This is a genomic window from Streptomyces sp. NPDC048590 (assembly GCF_043199535.1).
Lineage (GTDB): Bacteria > Actinomycetota > Actinomycetes > Streptomycetales > Streptomycetaceae > Streptomyces.
Genome location: NZ_JBICWC010000007.1, coordinates 245,112 through 268,295, shown reverse-complemented (window position 1 = coordinate 268,295; position 23,184 = coordinate 245,112). Strand labels below are relative to the sequence as shown.

Annotated in this window: 22 protein-coding genes and 1 pseudogene; 5 read left to right on the top strand and 18 right to left on the bottom strand. The window is 68.1% G+C overall.

Features of this window, described 5'->3' with window-relative positions; translation table 11 throughout:
* Window positions 1–25 precede the first annotated feature (25 nt).
* From ACGFNN_RS22025 to ACGFNN_RS21965, 13 genes are all read right to left on the bottom strand, one after another.
* Window positions 26–505, bottom strand: coding sequence for a hypothetical protein (locus ACGFNN_RS22025; protein ID WP_393558153.1), 480 nt, complete (start codon window positions 503–505; stop codon window positions 26–28).
* Window positions 493–5,289 carry a putative T7SS-secreted protein gene (locus tag ACGFNN_RS22020; RefSeq protein WP_393558151.1) on the bottom strand — a complete coding sequence of 1,599 codons (4,797 nt, stop codon included), beginning with the start codon at window positions 5,287–5,289 and terminating at the stop codon, window positions 493–495. Before ACGFNN_RS22020 ends, ACGFNN_RS22025 begins: the two co-directional genes overlap by 13 nt.
* A gap of 2 nt (window positions 5,290–5,291) precedes the next feature.
* Window positions 5,292–5,957: a hypothetical protein gene (locus tag ACGFNN_RS22015; RefSeq protein WP_393558149.1), complete on the bottom strand. Its 666-nt coding sequence runs from the start codon at window positions 5,955–5,957 to the stop codon at window positions 5,292–5,294.
* Entirely contained in the window at window positions 5,947–6,285 is a 339-nt protein-coding gene (locus ACGFNN_RS22010; RefSeq protein ID WP_393558448.1) for an SseB family protein, read from the bottom strand. The genes ACGFNN_RS22015 and ACGFNN_RS22010 overlap by 11 nt, the downstream gene beginning before the upstream one ends.
* Before the next feature lie 483 nt (window positions 6,286–6,768).
* Window positions 6,769–7,173 carry a hypothetical protein gene (locus tag ACGFNN_RS22005; protein ID WP_393558148.1) on the bottom strand — a complete coding sequence of 135 codons (405 nt, stop codon included), beginning with the start codon at window positions 7,171–7,173 and terminating at the stop codon, window positions 6,769–6,771.
* Window positions 7,174–7,279: 106 nt separating this feature from the next.
* Window positions 7,280–9,052 carry a relaxase/mobilization nuclease domain-containing protein gene (locus ACGFNN_RS22000; protein WP_393558146.1) on the bottom strand — a complete coding sequence of 591 codons (1,773 nt, stop codon included), beginning with the start codon at window positions 9,050–9,052 and terminating at the stop codon, window positions 7,280–7,282.
* Entirely contained in the window at window positions 9,052–9,717 is a 666-nt protein-coding gene (locus tag ACGFNN_RS21995) for a MobC family plasmid mobilization relaxosome protein (protein ID WP_393558144.1), read from the bottom strand. The genes ACGFNN_RS22000 and ACGFNN_RS21995 overlap by 1 nt, the downstream gene beginning before the upstream one ends.
* A complete protein-coding gene (locus ACGFNN_RS21990; protein WP_393558143.1) occupies window positions 9,714–9,938 on the bottom strand; it encodes a hypothetical protein in 225 nt (74 codons plus the stop codon). Before ACGFNN_RS21990 ends, ACGFNN_RS21995 begins: the two co-directional genes overlap by 4 nt.
* A 104-nt stretch (window positions 9,939–10,042) precedes the next feature.
* Entirely contained in the window at window positions 10,043–11,128 is a 1,086-nt protein-coding gene (locus ACGFNN_RS21985) for a DUF2637 domain-containing protein (protein ID WP_393558141.1), read from the bottom strand.
* Complete coding sequence (locus ACGFNN_RS21980; RefSeq protein ID WP_393558139.1) at window positions 11,125–11,691, bottom strand: WhiB family transcriptional regulator; 567 nt, start codon at window positions 11,689–11,691, stop codon at window positions 11,125–11,127. Before ACGFNN_RS21980 ends, ACGFNN_RS21985 begins: the two co-directional genes overlap by 4 nt.
* Window positions 11,692–11,809: 118 nt before the next feature.
* Window positions 11,810–12,514, bottom strand: coding sequence for an ATP-binding protein (locus ACGFNN_RS21975; protein ID WP_393558137.1), 705 nt, complete (start codon window positions 12,512–12,514; stop codon window positions 11,810–11,812).
* A complete protein-coding gene (locus ACGFNN_RS21970; protein ID WP_393558135.1) occupies window positions 12,514–13,533 on the bottom strand; it encodes a hypothetical protein in 1,020 nt (339 codons plus the stop codon). The genes ACGFNN_RS21975 and ACGFNN_RS21970 overlap by 1 nt, the downstream gene beginning before the upstream one ends.
* A 1-nt stretch (window position 13,534) precedes the next feature.
* The gene (locus ACGFNN_RS21965) at window positions 13,535–13,861 is read right to left on the bottom strand and encodes a transcriptional regulator (RefSeq protein ID WP_393558134.1); all 327 of its coding nucleotides are present in this window, start codon (window positions 13,859–13,861) and stop codon (window positions 13,535–13,537) included.
* A 427-nt stretch (window positions 13,862–14,288) separates the two neighbouring features.
* Between ACGFNN_RS21965 and ACGFNN_RS21960 the strand changes: the two genes are divergently transcribed.
* Window positions 14,289–14,735, top strand: a complete 447-nt coding sequence (locus ACGFNN_RS21960) for a Secondary metabolite protein (protein WP_393558132.1) — start codon at window positions 14,289–14,291, stop codon at window positions 14,733–14,735.
* Window positions 14,736–14,777: 42 nt separating this feature from the next.
* Here the strand turns inward: ACGFNN_RS21960 and ACGFNN_RS21955 are convergent, their stop codons facing one another.
* On the bottom strand, window positions 14,778–15,623 hold the full coding sequence (locus ACGFNN_RS21955) for a helix-turn-helix domain-containing protein (protein ID WP_393558130.1): 846 nt from the start codon (window positions 15,621–15,623) through the stop codon (window positions 14,778–14,780).
* Between the two features lie 344 nt (window positions 15,624–15,967).
* On the opposite strand from ACGFNN_RS21955, the gene ACGFNN_RS21950 reads away from it, so the two are divergent.
* The 3 genes from ACGFNN_RS21950 to ACGFNN_RS21940 are packed head-to-tail and all read left to right on the top strand — an operon-like array spanning window position 15,968 to window position 18,877.
* Entirely contained in the window at window positions 15,968–16,513 is a 546-nt protein-coding gene (locus ACGFNN_RS21950) for a regulator component (RefSeq protein WP_393558128.1), read from the top strand.
* On the top strand, window positions 16,510–17,694 hold the full coding sequence (locus ACGFNN_RS21945; protein ID WP_393558126.1) for an MAB_1171c family putative transporter: 1,185 nt from the start codon (window positions 16,510–16,512) through the stop codon (window positions 17,692–17,694). Before ACGFNN_RS21950 ends, ACGFNN_RS21945 begins: the two co-directional genes overlap by 4 nt.
* Before the next feature lie 4 nt (window positions 17,695–17,698).
* Window positions 17,699–18,877: a cytochrome P450 gene (locus tag ACGFNN_RS21940; RefSeq protein ID WP_393558446.1), complete on the top strand. Its 1,179-nt coding sequence runs from the start codon at window positions 17,699–17,701 to the stop codon at window positions 18,875–18,877.
* Window positions 18,878–19,032: 155 nt separating this feature from the next.
* On the opposite strand, the gene ACGFNN_RS21935 is transcribed toward ACGFNN_RS21940, so the two are convergent.
* Both ACGFNN_RS21935 and ACGFNN_RS21930 read right to left on the bottom strand, forming a co-directional pair.
* Window positions 19,033–19,542, bottom strand: coding sequence for a topology modulation protein (locus ACGFNN_RS21935; protein WP_393558125.1), 510 nt, complete (start codon window positions 19,540–19,542; stop codon window positions 19,033–19,035).
* Window positions 19,543–19,563: 21 nt separating this feature from the next.
* Window positions 19,564–20,046 (bottom strand): annotated as a pseudogene (locus ACGFNN_RS21930) (sugar nucleotide-binding protein); the annotation flags it as partial.
* 77 nt (window positions 20,047–20,123) lie between these two features.
* Between ACGFNN_RS21930 and ACGFNN_RS21925 the strand changes: the two are divergent.
* Entirely contained in the window at window positions 20,124–20,582 is a 459-nt protein-coding gene (locus ACGFNN_RS21925; protein ID WP_393558123.1) for a PH domain-containing protein, read from the top strand.
* Between the two features lie 10 nt (window positions 20,583–20,592).
* On the opposite strand, the gene ACGFNN_RS21920 is transcribed toward ACGFNN_RS21925, so the two are convergent.
* Entirely contained in the window at window positions 20,593–21,825 is a 1,233-nt protein-coding gene (locus ACGFNN_RS21920; protein ID WP_393558122.1) for an IS110 family transposase, read from the bottom strand.
* Between the two features lie 573 nt (window positions 21,826–22,398).
* A complete protein-coding gene (locus tag ACGFNN_RS21915) occupies window positions 22,399–22,779 on the bottom strand; it encodes a sugar nucleotide-binding protein (protein ID WP_393558120.1) in 381 nt (126 codons plus the stop codon).
* Between the last annotated feature and the right edge of the window lie 405 nt (window positions 22,780–23,184).

The following is a 23,184-nucleotide window of genomic DNA, read 5'->3' as shown; positions in this document are numbered from 1 at the left end:
CGGGTGCCCTCGCATACGGACTGAGTCAGGCGGCGGGCTCCTCCAGCGACACCACGACCATCACCGGAAGATCTGTGTCCTGCTGGATCACGCCAGCAGTCAGGATCCGGGCGTCAAGGGTCCACTTCTTCACCGTAATGAACTCGTCCCTGTCTGCCTCCGTCGGCTCGGCCATGATGAGGTGGCCGGCAAGCGGGGACTCCTCGATCTCGGGGAGGAAGTCGGCCAGCGCTTGATCCCCCTGCTCGTAGACAGCCTCCAGGTCGTCGAAATAGCCCGACTCGTCGACGTCGCGGATCCAGACGGCGAACGAGACGCTGACCGTCCCACTGGTGAACGTCTGGATCCAGGCCCCGATGCTGCCCTTGTCCCACGACGTCTCCACACCGTGGCGGGGTTTACCTCCGGGAGTCCACTCCTGGGCCGAGAATCGCGCCGCCGCGCCCTCAGCAGTCAGGGGGGCGAGGCCCCGGAGCTCTTCCAGCATTGCGATCACTGCAGCCATGAACTCATTCCACTCATGCCGTTGCCGGGCACGTGATACGCCTTCAGCTGCCCGCTGGCATAGGCCTCGGGGAAGGCCTTGGACAGCACTTCGTTCACATGCGCGGCACCCCATTCGTTGGACACCATATAGCGGACCCCCTTGCCTCCGAGATCCTCGTTGAGAGCGAGCAGCTTGTCGGTCTGTGCGGTGAGCCGGCCCTCGTTGTAGTACTTGAAATCCGGGTTGTACGGGGACTTCTCCCATTCGCCGATTCTGTCACCGCCGGTCCACTTCGCCTCTGTGATCCATCCGTCCCGCGGGCCTCCGTCGACGTGGACCTCTCGGCCATCTGGCAGTATCCACTGCTGCTCGTAGCTCTGATCGGTGACGAGCCGCTGGTATCGGAACGAGGCGCGTTCGAGCAGCTTGTCCGTCAGCCAGCCCAGGCCTTTGAACTGCGAGTACGGCGACAGGCCGAGCGGGTCGCAGACGGTGAACGGGTTGTGCACATAGGCGACCGGATTCGGCGCGGGGCCGAGGCCGAGGGGGTCCGGGGAGGTGTAGCGACCGGTCTCCGGGTCGTAGTGGCGGAAAAGGTTGTAGTGAAGACCGGTCTCTGGGTCGCAGTACTGGCCGGGGAAACGCAGTGGGGTGTAGGCCGTGCTGGAGCGAGCCCATGCGGTGGTGCCCCAGAGGGTGCTCCTCGCGCGCCAGGCGATCTCGCCGGACTCGTCGACCAGCTCGGTGGGTGTTCCCACGAGGTCGGTGGCGATGGCGAAGAACCGGCGGTCGATCTCCTCCTGACGGCTGTCCGGAGTGAGGAGGCGCTCCGTCTGGGACAGTGGCACCAAGCCGCAGTGGTCCCAGGTGAGGGCGACCACGTGTGAAAGATCCGGTGTGTGGACGGTCTGTTCGCACAGCGTGGAGCCGTCCCAGGTGAAGCGGACCTCCTCTGCGACACTCTCGCCGTCGTCGGCCAGGCGCTGCTTTGCCGTCCGGCGGCCCAGCGGGTCGTAGCGATAGCGCCAGCGGGTGCCGTCGGGGGTGACCACGGCGGAGAGACGGTCCTCGGCGTCCCATTCGTAGCGCCAGGTGTCGGGCTTGCGTGAAAGGCGGGTTTTCTGGCGCAGGGTCACGCGGCCAAGGGCGTCGTGTTCGAAGCGGACGTTGCCGGCCCTTGTGACGGAGGTTCCTGTATAGGAGCGGGGGCCTGTGGCGTCGTGGCCGGGATGGGAGGCCGGCCAGGACGCCTCCGCCTGATTGCCGGCGGCGTCGTAGGCGTAGCGCTCGGTCCATCCTTCTGCGTGGACAGCGGTGACCCGGCCGGCCGGGTCCAGATCGAATGCGCGGGAGCCCGACAGATCGTCGGTCACGGACGTGAGATGGCCGTCGGCGCGGTGGGCATAGTGACGGTGGTTGAGTGAACGGCCCTCGATGGTCAGGTGCTGGGCGCTGATCCTTCCGGCCTCGTCCCAGGCGGAGGCAAGGCTGAGGGAGCCCCCGAAGACGCGCTCGAGTTCCCGGCCGGCCGCGTCGTGAGTGAAGGCTATCTCGCGTTCGCCGCTGGTTATCCGGGCGGCACGGCCGGCGGCGTCGTAGCCGTACTCGGTGACCGCGCCGGTAGGGGTGATGCGGCGGGCCCGGCGGCCCAGTCTGTCGTAGGCATAGTTCATGGCGCGGCCGTCGACGAGTTCGGTCTTGGTCCGGCCGCGCCGGTCATACGTGTAGAGGATTTCGCTGTCCGGTGCGGCAGCGTGCAGCAGGCGTCCGGCCCGGTCGTACACGTAGGTGGTCACCTTGCCCGCCACGTCCTTGCGGACCGCTTGGCCGAGCTGGTCGTAGGTGTAGGACACGGTCCGGCCGAGGGCGTCCGACCGGGCGGTGAGCTGCCCGGCGGCGTCGTAGCGGTAGGTGCGGGTACGACCGTCGAAGTCCGTCTCGGAAGCGAGTCGTCCGGCGGCGTCGTATGTGTAGGACCAGGTGCCGTGCGGGCCGGTGACCCGAGTCAGCCGCAGGTCCGCGTCGTGCTCGAACGTGTGGCGGGTACCGTCGGGCTCTATTCGGGCGGTGAGCAGGTCGAAGTGGGTGTAGTCGAAGCAGGACATGCCGTCGGCCGGACTGGTATGGCTGAGGGGGTTCCCCTCGCCGTCGTGTGTCCACGACTCGGTGGAGCCGTCCGGGGCGATGCGGCGGGCGAGGTTGCCGTCCTCGTCCAGGACGACTCGGGTGACGCTCCCCATCGGGTCGACGGTGCGCACGATCCGGCCCAGGGCATCGCGTTCCAGGCGGGTGGTGCCGCCGGACGGGTCGGTCACTGCCACCGGCAGCCCTGCTGCGTCGCAGCGCACGGTGGTGGTGGCGCCGAGGGCGTCTGTGACGGTGGTCAGCCTGCCCCGGCCGTCGTAGGCGTACCGAGTGGTGGCACCTGCCGGGTCGGTGACGGCGGTGCGGTTGCCGTGTTCGTCGAATTCCTGGAACCACCGGGCACCGTCCGGCCCGCGGAATTCCGTAGACAGCCCCGACGGGTCGCGCACGGTGCGCAGTTCACTCCCGTCGGGACGGGTGACGGCGAGCAGGCGGCCGTTCTCGTCGTGGGTGAAGGCGGTGGTGCGGCCCAACGGATCGGTACGGGTGAGCGTGTTGCCACGGGCGTCATGGGTGAAGCGGGTGGTGTGGCCGAGCGGATCGGTGGTGGCCACCACCCGGCAGTGGCGATCGATCTGGTGCCGGGTCGTGTGTCCGCCGGCCGTGGTGAGGCTGGTGGTGCGGCCACCGGTCTCCGGGTCGGGTTCGGTGTAGGTGAGGGAGATCTGGATGTGGCCGGCCTGACCGCCTTCGGCGATGACGCGGTCGCGGTCGTCGTATGTGTAGTCGTAACGACTGTTGTTGGAGTCGACCCAGGCGGTGATGCGGCTGCGGTTGTCGTAGACGAAGGTGGTGGTGGCACCGGACGGCTTGACGACGGTAGTGAGGTTTCCGTCCTCGTAGCCGTAGCGCATCAGAGGCAGGTCCTCCCCGTTCTTTCCCGCTCCCGCCAGAGACAGGGCCGTGACCCGGCCGTCGCTCACCGCGACGGCCACCCGGCGGCCGGCAGAACAGTTCAGGGCGAGCGGAGTGCCGTTTTCGGTACGTTCCACGGCCCACCAGTTGCCGTGGCGGTCTTCGACCCGGTCCAGCCAGGCGTCGCCGTCGCCGCCCGGTTCGCTGTCGGCCGGGGCAGCGAAGTGCCGGACCAGGCCCGTACCGGGATCAGTGACGGTGTAGTCGCCGTCCGCTTCACGGGCCAGCAGTGTTCGGGCCGTCCCGGACTCCGGGGTGGTCGGGGTACCTGGGGCGGGGTGCGGATAGGCAATCAGGAGGCCGTCGGCGGTGACGTGGACGACGCCGGACGCGTCGATCTCCAGGCGCTCGTCGACAGTGGAGGTCCAGGAGAGACCGAGGAACCTGCCTGCCAACAGGCCGGACTCGGTGCGGCGGGTGAAGACCAGCGGCAGGGTGCCCGGCAGCACCAGATCGGTCTGGGGCAGGAACATCCGGCCCGAGGCGAGGTCGACCGGGTCGGTGCCGGAGACCACGCGGTGCCCGTCGGGGCGGTTGTGGGTGCCGTCGGGAACGTTGTCGAGCAGCCTCCGGGCCCGGGAGGCCTTGGCCGCGTCCGCGGCGAGGCGGACACCCTTGACGACGCCCCCGCCCCCGCCGGTGGCCACGGTCAGTGCCGCGTCGGGCAGCAGCCGACCGAACCCTTCCGCGGGGTCCTTCATGAAGTCGCTGATCATCTGCTTGCCGGTACCGACCGGGTCGTTGGCGGCGACCAGCAGGCCGGCGGCAAGACTGTTGAGGCTGGTGGCGTACTCGGCGGGGTGGGTGATGTTGTACGCATCCAGCGGATTGATCCCCCGGACGAAGTTCACCAGCCCCGCGGTGCCCTTGATGACGCCGGCGCCGACGTGGTCGTTGATGATCTGCAACTCCTGCAGACCGTCCCCTACCTGCTGTGCGTACGAGGGCTTGTCCGGGGCCGTGTCACGGGCGGCACGGACCGCGCTCCGGGCGGTCTCCGCGGCAGTGTTCCGCTGCTCGCGAGCCTGGGCGAGGAGTTCCTGCGCATCCCGCATCAGGGATTTGCCCGGGTCATCGAACGTCGGCGCGGGACAGGGCGGCAGAGTACTGGGGTTGCGCTGCTCGGGGGCCTGCGCGTTGTAGCGGTCGACGGCCTTGTTGTAGTCGTCGATCCGCTTGCGGTGGCCGTCAGCCGCTTCCTGGGAGGCCTTGACGCCCTCCTTCCACACGTCGATCGCCGTCTGGGCCTGGTTCTGTGCCCACGTGACGGTGCCGGCGTACGCCTCCAGCGCGGCAGCCGCCTTCTCACAGGCATCGGCACCGATGAACCACTTCGGCGGTTGGGTACTCACCGCGGTGCGCAGCGCATCTGCTGCCTCACCCTTCAGGCGTGAGGAGTCGAGACCCTTCAACCCGCTTCCGGCGTCGTCGAATGCGTTCTGGAATGAGCGGAGCTGCCTCGCCGTGGAGCGGATATTGGCGGGGCTGCCGTAGACCAGCTTGGTCTTGTCCTCGGTCTGCCCGAGGTCCATCTCCTCGACCTCGGCGCCCATCCGGTTGGCCACCGAACGCGACTGCTCCCGCACCCAGTCCGAACCGGATTCCCAGCCCACGTCGTCCAGCCGGTCCGCTGTCCAGTTCCCGGCATCCTCGACCCGGTTGCCGGCCCATTCGACACCGTCCTCAACCACGTCCTCGACCGAGTCCGGCGTGATGTCCCTGATGAAATCCCCGACGCCCATCCTCAGCCGCCCCCGCCCGCGTCCAAGTCGCCCTGTTGCTGTGCCTGCTGGGCACGTTCCTCGGACGACGGCCCGAACGTGTCGTCCAACGCCCGGTCCCACTGGTCGTCACTGAGGCCGAGCTCGGTCTTGAGCCTCTCCGACTGCCGACCGCCCTGCCCTTCGGTAAGAACGGTGCGGCCGGTGTCCTTCCAGGTTTGCTCCATGTCCTGCCCGGCCTTCTCGAAGGACTCGGCACTCCAGTCCGGGTCCAGGTAGTCGGGAGTGAAGATGTCACCCCAGTTCTGCTGGGTTATGTCCTCCTCACTTGCATGCGGGTTGCCGCCCATCAACGCATTGACACCGACCTTCAGCGAGCCCTCGACGTACTGGTCGTGCTCCCACTGTGTGCCCGCCGCCAGCCCGAGACGCGACGCGAGCTCGCTCGCATCGCTCACCAGGGCACGCACGCCCCACTCCCACCGCTCGCAGAAATCCTCGAAGTCCACCGACAGCCCGTGGTGCCCGGCCTCCATTCCCGTCATGGCCAGACCCGAGAACCCCTTGCCCATCACCGACCCGGTGGCGCCGCCGAGTTCGCCGAGCTGATCGATCGTCGCGCCCACGCCTTTTGTGAACTTCGCGACCGACGCCTGATCGAAAGCCAGGTTTCCTTCGTCAGTGCCCATGGCTGCGCACTTTCTCCGGGCCGCCGGCGTTGACTGCGACACTGTCCGGGACAATTCCGAGGACAGGCGGGAAGAACATCGCCCCGTCCTCGTTGGCGATGTCCACTGCGAGTCCGCCGGGCTCGCCCAAGGCCGGCACGATCTCGTCCACGATCCGCGCCCCGAGCAGCGCGACGTAGTCCATCAGACAATCACCAGGACCGTGGTGAATGGCGAAGCGGGCCAGCGCCGCATCGTCCGTGAACGCACAGATCCACCGAACACCGCCCGATCGGGCACTCCACAGACCGGGTCCCATCGATGGGACCCGGAGAACCGTGCGCCGCATCTCACCCACCAGCGCCTGCCCATTGCCAACTCCCGCCCTTTGCTCGGATATTCGTTGGGCGAGCATCGTCCCCGGCTGTCCCACGCGTTCTCCCTCGTCCTGGTCGGCTGATGCCCCGTAGAATAGGACGAGTGTGCGGGAAGAGTGGTTCTCCCTCGTCCATGCGCCCCTCCCTCCATCCTCATGGTCATAGGCACCTCCTGTATGTCCCGCCGAGACGGTGGAGAGGGACCGGCGACGACCTCCGAGGACAAGACGTCCCCTCCTCTTGAGTACGGGAGGGGTCTGTACGGTGAAGCCACGGCGGAGGAGGCGATCCTCCACGCGGCTGGTACGAAGGCCATGTCCAAGATGAGGACGAGCGCCGGGTACGACTTTTACAGCAGGCTATTCCAGGACACCGAACGCGGCTGACCGCACCTGAACGCCGAGGAGCGCCACCGATGCGTCGGTGGCGCTCCTCGGCGTTGGTCTCTTGCTCGCCTACCCCACGTAGATGCCAGCGAAGGCGCCGTCGAACCCGAGCGCGGTCAAGCCCGCCTCGACACTCGGGTAGGTCGTCCCGTGCGGGCCGCCGACCAGGGCGTCGAAGTCGGCGCGGCTGATCTCGGGCTCGAGCCACTGGTTGCCGCACCGGCAGCGGACCCAGACGTTGCGGCCGTGGTTAATGAGCAGCCAGTCGCGTCGGGCACGGCAGGCGGAGCACATCACGGGGATGCCGCCGAGGACGAGTTCGCGTGAGTGGCCGACGCAGCGAATTGCCCCGGGGCCGTCGGCCGACCGCGTCTCGGCCTGGAGCTGCAGCAGGGGGTCGGTACCAGTGGGGACGACGGGCAGGACGGGTGCCGGATCCGTGGTGCGGGTGGTGGTTCTGAGCACGAGCGTCATCTCCCGGTTGTCGGTCCTGTCTTCATCCGTAACAGCCGGTGGAACCGGCTGTCCATACATTTCGCGGCGTCCGCTCGGCCGGTGGTCTACGTCCGGTTCGAGGTGGTCAGCGACGTGGCGAGCGGCGGTTGGGGTCTTGAGCAGTTCCGAGCGGTGCGGCTGCCGTCGCGTCTCGTTCACTGATACGGCTGCTCGGCGTGGTGGCCTGGCGGGTGGCGGCCTGCGGACGACGGGCACCATCACCCGGGTGTGCCGGGAGCTGGGCGATGCGCCGCAGGCGCCAGACCAGGACGTCGTTCACGTCGTCGGCGCTGTCGAGTTCGCGCATGTCGATGGCCTGGCGCAGGAGAGCCTCGGAGTCGTGGCCTGCCCGCTCGGCCTGGGCGAGGGTGGCGACCAAGGCGTCGGTCCTCGCTTCCGTGCCGCCTGCCCGTACGACCTTCTCGGGCAGGACGGCGCGAAGGGCGGCCTCGTGCATGAGGCGCTGGGCGTCAGGAAGGGCGCGGCCTTGGTCGTGCAGCATGCGCATCGGGGTGGCGGCGGCCTGGCGGTAGGCGGTGCGTAGGTGCGCGGCGGCTTGTCGGGAGGCGTGGGCCTGCTGGGCGTGTCCGCGGGCGGAGTGCCATCGGGCGGCGGCGAGGGTGAGCAGGACGAGGGTGGCGAGGAGCATGGCGGTGGTGCCTCCGTCCTCGCCTCGGCCGAGCGCCCCGCCGGCCTGGACAATGCCTCGGGCGGCCGAGCGGAGGGCCCGGGTGTCGGCGCGTTCGGCGCGGACATGACTGCGGGTTGCCCGTTCGAAGGCGCGAGCTGCGGCGGCCAGTTCGGTGCGGGTAGTGGCCGGTGAGGTCTGGGCCACTGCGTCGAGGAGTTCTCCGACGCCGACGAGCTGGGCGGCGGCCTCGCCGTCCTCGCCGCGTGCCAAGAGCGTGGCCGAGCGTTCGGCTATGACGGTGGCGTTGCGTCGTTGACGGGCGGGCGGTGACCAGTTCGTCCGGTCAGCGGCGACCGCGGGCGCGCTCGGCTCTGCGGCACCGTCGGTGAGGCGTATGCGGATCTTCGGAAGGGAGAGGTCGGGGGCCAGTTTGGAGCCGGGGTACCAGACCGGGTCCCCGTCGCGGTTGCGGTCGCCGGGCAGGGCCACGTTGTAGCCGAGCGCGTCACCGGACGGTGCGTGTCGCAGCTTCACCCGTACCCCCGCTTCTCGGAGCCGCGTGAAGAACTCCTCTTCCGAATCCGCTCCCGCCACGGCTCGGCGGACGGCCTCGCGGAGTGTCTCGCGTGCGGTCTCCGGGCGGCCGGTGCGCTCGGCCTTGAACTTCTCGGCGCTGCTGGGATTCTTCGCTGCGGTTCCGTCGCCCGCGTTCAGGCGCCGCAGGCCCATCTCCTGCTCGATGCGGCGGCATTCGGCCTGGGCCTTGTTGAAGTCGTAGTTCAGGCGCGGGTTGCGCAGGTCGCCGCGTACGAGGGTGGCGACGATGTGGATGTGGTCTTCCGCGTGGCGGACGGCGATCCACCGGCAGCCGTCGGGGTCTCCATCCGGGGCGATGCCGGTGGCGTGGACGATGCGCTGGGCGACGGCGTTCCACTCCTCGTCGTCCAGCCGCCGGTCCCCGGGGGCGGTGCGGACCGAGCAGTGCCAGACGTGCTTGGCGGGTGCGCGGTCGCCGGCCTGCTTGACCCGCAGGTCCAGGGCGGCGGTGAGCCGGGCGAGGGTGACCTTCGGGTCGGGGTCGAGGCCGGTGTCGCGGCCGGGGTCGGGGGCGAAGCCGTCCCAGGAGCCGACGAGGTGTGCGTCGGTGTGCTCCTCGCGCCGTCCGGGGCCGTACAGGTAGACGAGGAGGCCGTGAGTGCGGGAGCCGCGTCCGATGTCGGGAACCATCACAGCCGCCGGGTCACCAGGTCGTTCGCCGCGTCATCGACGCGGGCGAGAAGTCCGGTCAGCGCGCCCAGCGCGTGTTCGAGTTCACCGGCGCGCGGCTGGCCACCGCTGTTGAGGACGAAGGCGATCTGATTGATGTTGTTGCCGATGCGGGCCAGCGCGGTGCGCAGAGCGGCGAGTTCGTCGATGGCGGTGTCGAGCTGGTCGTTGCTGGGCACGGCGGCGCATCCGCGGGCGGCGCTCAGGCCGTAGACGGCGAGGAAGCGAGCGACGGTGACGCCGCGCTTGGTGGCGGCCTCGGCGATCTCGGTCTTCTCGGTGTCGGAGAGGCGGGTGGTCGTCTTGCGGGTGCGCTCGCTGGGGTTGCGGGTGCGGCGGCGCGGTTTGCGGTCGGGGTAGGCGGGCGTGCTCGGGCTCGGCTGCTCGCGGTGATCGTCGCGATCGGCTTCTCCCCCGGTGACCGGCGCCCCCTGGTGCCGGTTGCCCGGCTGGTCCCCGTGTGCCCTCGCTCCGGGACCAGCCGGGCTTCCCCCGCCCTCCTGGGCGGGGGCAAGTGCGTACGTCGGGCCGTAGGACCGTCGTACGCGATAGCTTGCTCCGCCAGGAGCCGTGGTGGGGTCACGCTGCTGTCCAGCGGAGGTGGGCACCGGGTTGTTGGTGTTCACCGGCTCGTCTCCGGGTCCTGCTGCTGGATTTCGCGGACGAGTTCCTCGATCCAGTCCATGGCCAGGACGGGGTGGTGCAGGGTCCAGGGCCGGTCGTGCTGCTCGCGTTGCACGACCCAGGTGGTGTCGGGGCCGGACTGAGCGCGGTGGAGGTGTCCGCGCTGGTGCAGGACGGTCAGCCAGGAGTCGACTTCGGCGGGCGTGGCCGGGCGAGTGCGCATCGGGTGCTCTCCGCTTCTGCTGTGGCGGGGTGTCTCGGAGACATGCGGAGCGGGTGACCGGCCGGGATGACCGGCTCTCGGTCACCCACTCCGTGGAGGGTCGGTCAGGGCCGGGAGGAAGTGACCGGCTGGCGGTGCTGCTCGCGCAGCTGCGCCATCAGCGCGGTCAGGGTGTCGCTGGACAGCGGGATCTGCTGACCTCGGATCGCCTGGGCGACCACCTTGCGGGTCAGTTTGTCCTCGGCCCTGACCGCCGACCGGGCGATCGCCAGCAGATCCTCGGTGTCCGGGTCAGGACGCCGGTCACCAGTCGGTCGAGCGGCCCGGTCAGTGACCGGCGGCGAGGTGACCGGCGGGGCACTGACCGCCGCCGGGCTGTCCTGGTCATCACCGACCGGGGCCGCACTGCCGGGGCGGTCAGTGACCGTCCGACCCTTGTCCGCCTGTCCCGGCAGGTCAGGGGCACCGTGGCTGCGGTTGTGGTGGTCGGTGACCGACTGGCCGCTGGTCGCCGGGGTCGAGTCTCCTGTCACTGACCGCGTGGCGGTGTCCTCGTCGTTCGGGGACAGCGGCAGCCGGTCGGTCAGAGCGGTGACCGACTGACCGGGCTTGACCTGACCGGCCGCTGACCGCTGCTGACCGGCTCGGTCGGTCCGGGTGACCTCGATGGCGTCACCCCGGTCGGTCTGACCGAGGTGACCGGGCTGAACGAGGTGACCGGGCTGACCGAGGTTCTGCCGGTCAGTGTCCTTGACCGGGCCCCGGGCAATGAGGATGTACAGGTGGACCGCTCCGGCCAGTGCGAGCGGGGCGATGGTGGAGAGCACCGCGACCACCGCGTCCCCGAGTTGGAGGCCGGCGCCGGCAACCGTGTCCTGGTTGATGCGCACCGCGTGGAGTGCGTTGGCCCAGATGCTGGCGGCGGTGGCCGTGCCGAAGAGCGTCCAGACGTAGAGCCGGGCGCGCAGGGGTGCGTTGCGCAGGACCAGGAGGGCTCGGATGCCGTAGGCGATGAACCCGTCGATCACCAGGGGGAACAGGTAGGTAAGGAAGCCTCGGATGTGGATGGCCACGGCCATCTGCTGCAGGGCGTCGTACGACAGCGCGCACCCCGCGCCCCCGAGCGCCACGACAGCCGCGCGGTCCCACCCGGATATGTGCGCCGTCTTCGACGCGCTTGCGATGTTCATGCCGCCGTCCCGAAGTCGTCGCGGATCAGGCGCTCGCCGCTGGTCTCGGGGGATGTGGTGTTCGTGATGGGCTGGTTCAGGGTTCGGTTGCGCTCGGCCCGGCGGATCTCGCGGTACCGCTTCTTGGCGTGCTCCTCGGTGACCTTCAGAAGCCAGGCCAGACGCTGCTCGCTCACCCCGTGGCGGTAGGCCGCGTACTCGACCGCGCGGCGCTCCGTATGGGTGAGGTGCACGTCGCGTCCGGCGATGGTGGCATTGACGCGGCTGTAGTCGAGGCGGCTGGCGAGCTTGTCGTGCAGCGGCCCGCGCTCCTCTTCCGTCAGGCCGCCACGGATCCCGTCGGTGTCACCCCCTTCGAGAGCGGCGTCCAGGCAGGTGCGGCGGACCGGGCACTGGCCGCACAGGGCCTTGGCCGTGGCGATCTTGGCGGTCTCGTCGGGTTCGGGGAAGAAGACTTCGGGGTCCACCGGGTTGTACTCGGTGCTCTGGCAGACGGCGTCGACGTGCCAGGTCTGGTCGCCGAGCTGACGGTGCTGGGCGGGGCCGTTCATCGTGCTGGTCATGCGGGGTGCTCCGATCGCTCTTCGCGCGCAGGGGCGTCCGCGGAGAGATGCGCTGGCGGTAGGTGCCCGGGGAGACGGCGCTGCGAGGGCGCGGTCCGGCGGGGTGGCCTGTGGAGGGTCAGGCAGCGGCGCTGTGGCGTCTGCGGTCGATGGCCTCGAACTCGACTCGGGTGGTCATCTGCGCGAGCCTGCTGGCGACTCGGTCCCCGAGGTAGGAACGCAGGTCCTTGATCGCCAAGTTGGTCGTGATCAGCGTGGGGAGTTCGTAGTTGTACCGCCGGTTGATCAGCCGGTACGTGATCTCCTCGACCCACTCGCTCGCCTTGGCCGCGCCGAGGTCGTCGATGATCAGCAGTGGGCAACGGCTGACGGCCGCCAGCTCCCGCTCACTGTCCACCCCGGGCCGGGGGCGGAGATCGGCGTAGAGGTCGGCGGCGGTGGTCGCCCGCCAGCGCGCGCCGATCCCGCTCTGCACCAGCGCTCGGACCGCGCCGTACGCCTGGTGCGTCTTGCCCGCGCCCACGACCCCGGCCATCAGCAAGCTAGGGCCGGTGGTGACCTGTCGTCGGGCTCCTCGGCTGGGCGCGACGGCCGCGTCGGTGACCTTCCGGACCCACTCCAGGACCGTGGGGTGGTCGGCGACAGCCGCTTGATAGCGCGGGGGCATCCCGGCGAGCAGAGCGTCCAGCGGTGAGAAGGGCTCGGCGTCGGCCGGCAGCGCGGCGTCGGCCGGGTCGATGTTGCGGGCGGCCAGGATCCGGGCCATGCGCTCCAGCGTGGCTTCGTTGCCGAGGAGCTGGGGTTCGCGGTGACGGGTGTGCATCACAGCTCCTCGGCGTAGGCGGCAGAAGCGTTGGCCGGGTTGGTCCACGCCTGGTGGGCGGGCACGTTAGGCCGGATTCCCGGCCGCGCCAAACCGCCGGGGCGGGCGTTCATCGCCTCGTTGACCATGCTGGTCAGCACGCTCGGATGCTTCGGGTTAGCCGCGAAGTTCGCCAGCCCGGCTCGGATGTGCTCCGGGGCGATGCCCTCGCCCAGCAGCTTCTTGGTGATCCGCCCGAGGTGCCCGATCACGTCGCTCGGGGGGCGCTCGTCGCACCCGGCGACGTACTCCCCGACGAGGTCCTTGGCGGAGACGCCGGCTGCGGGCGCTGTGCGCCCCGTAGGGACAGAAGATCCAGGATCCAAGATCCTAGATCCAGGCGCCGAGCCTTCGGGGAGGCTTCGGGGAAGGTTCGAGGAGTCCTCGGAGAATGCCTCCTGACCTGCAGTTTCCGATCCGGGGTGGCCAGGGACGTCGACCAGGTGATCGGTGGCTGCCTGCCGGTCGGCCAAGGACACGATCGCGTGCCCGGGAGACGTCGAGGTGGCCCGGGCGGGCAGATCGAGGGGGCGGGGAGCGTTCAGCGAGGTCTCGACGAGTCCTCCGGGAGTGGCGGGCGAGTCCTCGGTCTGCTTGGTGCAGTTGCCCTTACAGAGGCCGCACCGGTCGGCAGCCTGGTGCTGCCGGCAGGACGGCAGGCGGGACTGGCTCGGCTTGTCGATCTTCTGGTGCTCGGACCAGGTCACGATGTGGAGGTAGCGGCGGCCGTCGCAGCCGGTGTACCGGCAGATCAGGCCAGCGCTCGCGAGCTGGTGGAGATCGTCCTCAACGTGGACGGAGTTGTGCTCGGCGCGCAGGGGCCACAGGAGCCCAGCGATGATCGCGGCGTTGTCGCGGTGCCGTCCGTGGTCGTCAGCCTGCGTGAGGAGGCCGAAGAAGGTCCGCTCGGCCTCGACGCTCACTTCGGCGAGCGACTCGGAGAAGAACGCCTCCGGCTTGATGGTGCGTATCCGGGCCATGTCAGCGGCTCCGACCGGTGGCGACCAGGTCGCTGCATGTGAGGGCGGCGCGCTGGATGTCGAAGGTGTGCGGCCGGGTCCAGTCCGCCTCCGGCCAGACCCGCAGGATCCAGCGTGCGGCGACCGTCGCCGTCGTCCGGCTCACCTCCAGGGCCTTCCCGCCCTCGTCCCGGATAGCGGCACGCGGGTGGGGCCATGCCCGGCTCGGGTCGGTGAGGCTGACTCGGATCGTGGCCGCGCCCGGAATCATCTGTGCGAGCTGAGCAGCGAGACGGTGCTGTCGTTGGGTATCCGGGCAGGCCGGGTTGACGCTCGGCGTGGCGAGCATGTGATACTCCGTTGTTCGTAGGAACGCGGTGCGGCGGTTCTCGTGCAAAAGCCCCGCCGCCCGCGAGATGTGAATCGATACCCCTCGGGGTTGTCGGCCCGACGCCTTGGGAGTTGGTAGCTCCCGGGCGCCGGTCTCCTTCGCCCCTGCGGGCTCATGGCCCGTGTGCGTACATCACCCCTCCCCTTCCTGGCTCACCCTGACCAGTGATCCATTTGCGCGGACCAGGACCATATGGCGAGCACTGACACAAGTCCAGCCTCTCCACACGCTCTGACCAGGCACTCAACACTGCACTGGATAACTCCAAGCGTCAACGTACACTGCAGTTGCGCACTTCCGTCAACCGCAATGGCGATACACGAGACGCCCTGGTCATGATCACCACTGAAGTGGATACGATGATGGTCATGACGAAGGGCTGGAGATGACCGAGAGGAACGAGCGCACCTTTGCGGAGCTGCTCGACTACTTGTTCCGGGAGGTGCACCCGAAGGGGCGCAGCCCGTACACGTACGCGGAGGTGTCTCAGGGCATCCGCGACACATCAGGCGTGACCATCTCCGCAAGCGCCATCCAGCAACTTCGAACCGGGACCAACACGAACCCGAAGATGCAGACCATCCGGGCTCTGGCCGGGTTCTTCGGGGTGAGTGCGGGCTACTTCTTCGACGAGGCGGAGGCCGAGCGGCAGCGCGCGGAGATCCAGGTAGTTGCCGCCATGCTCGACCAGGGGGTGCGCCGGGTCGCCTTGCGCGCTAACGGACTCAGCGCGTCCAGCCTGAACATGCTAAACACCGTGATCGACCAAGCCCGTCGACTTGAGGGCATGCCGGACGAGGCGGACGCATCAGGGCTGCTCGACGAGGAGTGAGGACATCTCCGCTTCATTCCGGAGCATGCCCCCTCCTGGCGCTCAGGAGCCAGCACCACCTTCGTCGACTTCCATCAGCACGACCACCCGAAGGTGATCACTACGCATCGGCCGCAATGCGACGATGCGGATCGCGACCTCCCGCCCCTGGTGGTACGGAAGCCTGAGCCGGCGGAAGTCACCGTGGGAATGCTCGGCCATCTCGCGACGCTCCCACATCTCCCGTGCGGCCGGAGATTCCACGAGAATTTCGCGCTCCAGTTGCCGCAGCGCCTCGTTCTCCGGGTGATGCGCGCGCTCATAGCGAATCTGCCCAAGAAATGGGCGCGCCCAGTCCTGCTCCCAGTTCACGAGTTGCTCGCGGGCCTCCGGGTCCAGAAGTGCCCATCTCATCTGATTGGCCCGGTAAGTGACCCAGGGGAACCAATCCACCAGCGGACCGTTATAGCCGATCACGTTCCACGCGAGGTCCGTCGCGAAGGCCGGATTGGGAGTCTGACCGTCCAAAAACCGCTGGAGCAGAAACTCGTCCACTTCCGCGGCCGCGTCCGCCTCCAGCACGACAGCAAGCGCTGGAGGGCGGCCGACGGCCCTCAAGTACAGCGCGCGACGCTCGGCGGGGCTCAGCCCGAGCACCGATGAGATTTGATCGAGGAAGTCGGACGAGTACTGGGCTTCATTGCCGCGCTCCAGCTCGCGATACCAACGCTCACTGACTCCCGTCAGGCGGGCCACGTCACGCTGCGTGAGTCCGTCACCCCGGCGCCCCGTAGACACCAAGCCCGGGATTCGTCGAGGATTCGCCCGCCTACGCCACGCCCGTAACAGCTCAGGCAGGGACTCGCCGACGGGTTCACCACCTTCACCCCGCCCGCCCCGAGAATCCATAACGCGAGACTAGGGGCCGCTATTGAGTGACGTACACCACAACCTGCATGAAATGCCTGACGAATGATCATGAGTCAGTCATTCAGCGTAGTCAGACATAACGGGTAGTCGATCCTTCAATTACTCGCGACGTCGCACCCTCCACCCCGAGATGGCGAGCACAAACCCGCTCGGACCACGCTCGAGAAACTCGCCATCCACAGCTCCAGCGCTCCTCACGATCACCCTTCGTAACCGGCACTCTCGGTTCCCGGAAGTGTGAGTTCCGCCTTCCGCTTGGCATCCTCATCGCTGGTACTCACTAGCGAGTTGACGCACCGCCGAAGCCGAGGAGGGGGACTTGCGTGCCTTTGCCAGAAATCGACGAGAGCCGACTTCGCACATCATGTGAGGAGCAGGTTGATCTACTGTCCCTGCCACACCGCTTCAGCACGCGTGATTTGCGTGACGCGATAGCAGATCTCCGCGGCAAGCCGATCGTCATGGCGCCGCTGAATACGCTCGGCGCAGTCGACGCGCCCTGTGGGATAAGGATCGAAACCCCGACGGTCGACCTCCTTTACTACGAGGAAGGTACGTCTATCCACCACCAGAGACACATCTTGACTCACGAGCTGTGCCACGTGTACTACGACCACCCGGGGAGTCTGGAGGTCGACACGGGCACTGCCCGGATGCTCGGCGTGAACCCCACGCTGGTATCGCGCATGTCCGGGCGTACGAGCTACTCGACGGCCGACGAACGTGAAGCGGAGATGATGGCCACGATCATCCGTCAGCGCATCTACCGCGAGCGTGAATCTCCCTCTCTGCGCCCCAAGAAGGGGCCGGACAGCTGGGACGCACTCTTCTCCCAGCCCATCAGAAAGGGTCGGTTCCGCTCACGATGAACGCTGTCTTCCTGGGCATGGCCTGTCTGCTCGCTGCGACTGCCGGCTATTGGGTGCTCGGGCGAGGCACACCACGTCCGACTGGAACATGGTCCATGCGGGCGCTCCTCGGATCGTTCGCCTTGGCCTTCGCCACCTATGCTCCGTTGTTCGAGGACGCTGCCGAGACGGTGGTGCCGCACATCGCCCGGTTGTTGAGCAACTGCGCCTCGGTGGGAGCCGCCACAGCAGTCCTGGCCGTCTCCTTCCAGCTCAACCTCGAGCCCGAAGAGGCACAACGTCGACTCCGACTGCGTCTCTACCTCCTCGCCGGGGCGACCTTCGGCATGACCATCCTGTTCGCCTACGAGCAGATAGCCCATCGTTCTCCGCAGGCGTACGCGCTCTATCTGCTCCTGTACATCTCCTACCTGAGCTTCGCCGTCATCGACTTCCTGAGGCAAGCCCTGCGCCAGTCGAAGTCGACGCGCCGCGGCAGCGTACGGATCGGTCTCCGGTTGGCAGCAGTTGGCTGCGGATTCGCGCTCGTCTACACGGCGTACAAGCTGACGCGGCTCGTCGATCTGGGTCTGGGTCTCCACCTCATATCCGACCACCCGGAATGCTCGTCGCTCCTGACCATGCCGTGTGTCTTCAGCGTGACGTCGCCAGCACTCGCCGTCCTTCTGATCTGCCTCGGCCTCACCTTGCCTGCTGTCGTCTACCCGCTCAGCCAGGCCCGCCGCCGCCGATGGGAGGCGCGGTCTTTCGAGGCGCTCGGCTCCCTCTGGCAGGATCTCTCAGCTGCGATGCCCGAGATCGTCCTGACCGCCGCGGACGATGCCCAGGCCCCTTCGAGCGACTCGGACTTTCTGCTCCAGCGGCGGGTCATCGAGATCAGCGACGCCAGCCTCGCCCTTCGGGCATTCCGACCCCGCACAGTTCAGGAGGTGGCCCAGGCCGCGTTCGGTACGGGGACGGAGGAACGTGCTGCGGCAGTCGAGGCAGCTGTCCTGAAGGCGGCGCTGGCCGGCTTGAAGTCAGGCCGCGTCGCCGGCGACGTCGCCCCGCCAGCCGCGGAAGCCGCCTCCCGGAAGGATCTGCGGGCAGCCACGGCGTGGCTCCTTCTGGTAGCTGACGCTTACGCCAACCGTGTCGGGCGTGTCAGAGACGATGGCAGGCCAGAACTGGTTGGAGCCTGAGAGCATGACTGACCCGACGCAGGACCCCCGCTTCGCCCAGGACCCCTACCCGACGTACGCGGCCATGCGGTCCACCTGTCCGGTACAGCCCGTGCCCGCGGGCTCCGGTGGGCGTACCAGTTACCTGGTCACCGGCTACGCGGAAGCCCGGGAAGCCCTCGGCGACGCTCGGCTCTCGAAAGACACTGCCGCGTTCTTCGCCGGTAAGGGCTCACAGCGTCGGCTGCACCCTGCGGTGGCTCACACTATGCTCGCGAGCGACCCACCGCAGCACACCCGGCTGCGCAAGTTGGTGACCAAGGCGTTCACGAGCAGAGCGGTCACGGGGCTCCGACCCTTCATCGCCCAGGTCGCAGAGGAGCTGCTGGATCGGTGGCCCGTCGGCGAGCAGTTCGACTTCGTTGCCGGCCTCGCGGTCCCCCTACCGGTCCTTGTGATCTGCGAGCTGCTCGGAGTACCGGAGGAAGACCGGTCCGACATCAAGCGCTGGTCCGCGGAACTATTCGCGACGGGAAGCCCTGACGTTGTCGACGCGGCCTCGCATTCGATGGCCGACTACATGACCAGCCTCATCGCCGCCAAGCGCCTGTCCCCCGGCACTTCTCTGCTTGACCGGCTCATCTCGGCTCGCGACGGGGACGATCACCTGAGCGAGGAAGAACTGGTCTCTCTCGCGGTGCTGCTGCTCGTAGCCGGACACGAGACCACCACCAACTTCCTCGGCAACGCCGTCCTGGCGCTGCTTCAGCACCCGGCCCAGTTGCATCGTCTTCGGGATAATCCGGACGAGGTCCCTGCTGTACTCGACGAGCTGCTTCGGTTCGACTCCCCTGTCAGTACAGCCACATTCCGCTTCACCACTGAAGCGATCAGACTCGGCAGCACGGACATCCCGGCCGGTGTTCCGGTGCTGATCGCTCTCGGAGCAGCGAACCGGGACCCGGACCGGTTCGCTGCTCCGGACATGCTCGACCTGGAGCGAGAAGCCGCTGCCCATCTCAGCTTCGGCCACGGCATCCACCGCTGCGTCGGCGCTCCTCTCGCCAAGGCCGAGGCTGATATCGCTCTTCGGATGATCCTGACACGGTTCCCTGAGGTTCGACTGGCTGTTCCGTCTGATCAACTGGCGTGGCGGCACACTCGTCTTGTTCGCGGGCTCGCGTCGCTTCCAGTCCTGGTGTAGCCGCTCGGTAGACCGTCTGCTCAACCTGCGCGCAGGGTGAGCAAAGTTCTGGCTCGCGCCAAGACTGCTGGGGTGTCCACCGCCACGCCCTCGTCGGCGACAGACGAGGTGGTCTCGTTCATCCCGGACACCCCCTGATCGGAGGCGCGGGCTGGTCAGGGCTGCTCGCTGACGACCTTCCGCAGCCAGCGGCGCGTCTGGCGCCGGTTGGCCAGCAGCACCACATCGGCGCCGGAGCCGAACTCCTCGATCTTCGCCATCACGCGGGGCCGCATCGTGCGCCGGTACGTGGCGACGTACTTGATCACGCCCCAGTGGATGCGGTTGTGTACCCCGTTGTCCTTGTGCCCGGCCCCGTGACGGATCTGCCGGGAGAAGATCCCGTACAGCGCCGCCACGGTCGACACGTCCATCAGGACCACCGTGTCGCAGGCTTCGAGCCGTACCTGCAGCGTCGCGTTGTAGTTGCCGTCAATCACCCACCGCGGCTGCGCAACCAGCTCACGCTGTAAGTCGGTGAACTCGTCCATGGGCAGCGCGTTCCACTCGTCGTCGTAGAACACGGCGTCCAAATGTGTCACCGGGGCGTCGAGGATCCTGCCGAGCTCGCGGGCCACGTGAGACTTACCGCTGCCTCCGCAGCCGACAATGGCGACCTTCTTCATCTGCTCCAGCGTAGAGACGGACTATGCCACCGTCTGGTCAGACCTGTGGTTCCCCTCCTCACCCGCGGCAAGGAATTCGTGCGCACCGCGCAGGCGAGTGTTCAACAGGTGCTGAGTCGTTCGACTGTCCAGGCGCAGGTCGAGTGGGCCGGGCAGCGTGCTCTCGGCGCGCAGGCCAGCAGCCAGACGGGCAGCGTCCAGGCCGTCGCGTCGTGCGATGAGGACGCCGAGTTCGTGGCGGCTGACGGCGTCGCGTCCAGCGGCGTGACGCACTCCCGCGGCGTCGTTCTCCGCGAGCTCCAGCAACGCGGCGGCGAGGTCCGTGACGTGGATCGGGCAGCGGATGTCATCGGTGAACAGGACTCCGTCGGCGGTGCCGGCGATGAGCTGGTGCACCAGGCGCTCGTGCGTGGAATGGCCGTGCCCGATGATCAGGGATGTGCGGACGACGGCGGCTTCCGGGTGCACCGCGAGAACACCGGTCTCCGCAGCAGCTTTGGCTGCGCCGTAGACACCTCAGGCGTGTAACTCGTCAAGGTGAGGCGGTCGTTGTTCGAGTGCGTGTCGCTAACATCATGGACATGCCCGATGTGTGGATCGGTCTCAGCGCTGCTGCTCGGCGGAAGAACTGGTGGTGGACCGGCTTCCTGACGCTCGTGTGCGCCGGGACGGCGGTGGCAGTGACCTTGACCGCGCCGACGTCGAGCCGATGGTGGTGGGGTGGCGGTGTGGCGGTTACCTGGCTTGTCTCGGGCTATTACATGATCAACCGTGGCTATGGTCGAACACGCCTCACTGCGAGCGGGATGGAGTTCCGCACGTTCGTCAGTCGTCGCTCGATTCCGTGGAGTGAGATCACTCGGATCGAGAAGCGGCGGCACCAGACGCGTGGTGGAGTCTGGTGGGACGTGCGGGCCGTCCGGGTCCGTGGGCGTTCGCTCACGATCCCTGGGGTCTTCACCAGCCGGACGCGGGACGCGGAGTTCGAGCAGAAGCTGGGCGTCATCCACGAGCGTTGGTCCCGCGCAGTCGGCGCCTGACGGACGGGGGTCATGCCGCGAGAGCCTCGGTTGCCGTGGGGAAGGCGACTGCTTCGTCGAAGCGGGACCCGTGTTGGAGGCAGTAGTAGAGCTGGCCGAGCATGCGGTTGAAGAGGTTGCGCTGGGCGGCTGCGTGCCAGTCGCCGTGGTCGTCGCGGCGGCGCCGGTAGTGGGCCTTGGCGCCGGGCGAGGCGGTGATGGAGGCGAAGGCCCAGAGGTAGCCGGCGGCGTTGAGCCGGTCGTTCTTGACCCATCGGCGGGTGATGCTCGACTTCTTGCCGGAGGCCCTGGTGATGGGCGAGGCGCCCGCGTATGCCTTCAGGCCGCGGGCGTCGGCGAAGCGGGTCTTGTCGTCTCCGATCTCGGCGAGCACCCGGGCGCCGAGCTGGATGCCGAGGCCGGGAAAGCTGAGGATGATCTCAGCGTCCGGGTGCTGAGGGAAAGCCTCTTCGACCGCCTCAGCGAGATCGTCGGCGGCGGTGCAGGCCGCCTCCAGCTGGACCAGCAGCGCGAGCATCTGCTTGCCCAGTGCGTCCTCGACCAGGGACGGCTGGTGGACATAGTCGGCGCGGAAGACGTCGCGGAGCCGCTCGGCCTCTGTTGTGATGCCGCGCTGGCGGCCGGCCCGTTTGAGTGCGGCCTCCAGTTGTGTGCGGGTCAGCCGCGCGGCCCGGGCCGGTGTCGAAGCCGCCTTGAGAAGCTCCCGGGCCTCCGGCCGGCACAGACCGTTGCGCCAGGGCTCGAAAGCCGCCAAGGCCGCCGGGTAGTACTCCCGCAGCAGCGAACGGAGCTGGTTGGACAGCTGCTGCCGGTTCCAGAGTGAGTCCTGCTGAGCGTGTGCGAGGACGGCGACAGCCCGGCCGAGGTCACTGTCGTTGGGCAGCGGCCGGTGAGCGTGCATGTCGGTGCGCAGGATGTTCGCGAGGACCAGGGCGTCACCGGGGTCGGACTTCTTGCGCGAGACCGAGTGTCGGTCGCGGTAGCGGGCGGCGGCCATCGGATTGATCGCGAAGACCTGCCGCTTGCCGGTCCGCAGCACGGACACGAGCAGGCCCCGCGAGGTCTCGATCGCGACCGGGATCGGGTTCTCCTCGCTGTCGCCGTACTCCACGAGTAGATCCAGCAGGATCTTGTAGCCCGCCGTGTCGTCGGTGATGTGCCGCTTGGCCAGCAACTGGCCGCTGTCGTCGACCAGGGCCACATCGTGTGTGCGCTCGGCCCAGTCGATGCCGCAGTAGATCAAGATATTCCTCCCCGAAGTGCTATTTGTGCTGGTCACGAGCTCATGCGGAACCACGCAGCGACCTAATCCCAGGACTCGGCCGTGCTGGCCGGTCCGCCACCTCAGTAGCTGTTCGTGGCACCAGCTCACTCCACGGGCCTCGGTCTAAAGCGGGAGCTCAGACGGCTCGGGCTTCGCAAGAGGTCACCGTGCAGCGGGCTCGCACCACCAACACCAACGAGTGATCAAGGTGGGAGTGTTGACGCTCGACGGTCCTGGACGCCGCCAGTCTCCTCAGGGACATCGAAGCCAGGTGTGGCTAAGGCGTACGTCCAGCACCGACGAGCATCAACATCCGCAGTGACGGTGGCGGCCACACAGGCGCTGAGCAGTGCTCGCTCTACGGCAAGGCATCGAGGCCCGGGAGTGATTGGTCATCCGCCCGTCGCCCACGTAACCGCCACCACCAAGATCAGGACCGCCTGCCGCTCTATGGGAAGGCCTCCAGGCCTGGATTGGGACGGGCATGACGGGCCCTGCTGTTCGAACAGCCCGGGTGCTTCTGTACCGGCCCGGACCGTCCATACATGGGGATTAGGTCGTGATCGGGTCCGGGAGGCAGGGCTCGTCGTAGCAGGCACGGCCGGTACCGGAGAACACCGCGTCGGTGGAGACCTGCACGAACCGACTACCATGTTTCCTCGCGGCCATCGCGAGCCGGACGGGAGCCTCCGCCGTAGTCGCCCAGTCCGCTCCCCCGCTGGATGCGTTGATGATCAGACTCGGGCGTGTCTCAGCCACGACCACCGCGAGGCTCTCCGCATCCCGCAGGTCCAGGCGGTACCACCCGGTCTCGGAGGTGACTGCGGGGGCGGTCGCGTGATAGGTCGCGGCCGTGCGATGCCCGGCCGCTCTCGCCTGCCTGATCAGTTCGGTTCCCAGAAAGCCACTGCCGCCGATGATGAGCGTCGTCATGCGCGCTGGCCCTCCTTGTGCTCGACGCCGTACAGGATGGCTGACCGGGCTAGGATGCTCTGCCTTCCCATGGACAGGCCGAGCCGGTTCCAGTGGAAGATCACGTGGCAGCTGAGCACCTGCCGCAGCTCGCGGTCGAGTGTCCCATCCTGAACCCCGAGGGCAAGGGCCTGGCCGGTGCTGCGGAAGGCGGCTGCCCACTCGGCAAAGGGCTCCAGTGGGCCGCCGGAGTTCAGCAGTGCGTCGCTGTCAGCGAGAAGCAGAGGACGGATCTTCTGTGCACGGGCGTTGAGCCGATCCGGGGAACGTCGCTGCCGGCCGATCGGTGTTCCGCCGTGATGACCCGGTCACAGACATCGCCCTGCTCGTACGCGCCACGCAACCCACGAGCCCTCGGGAGGGGAC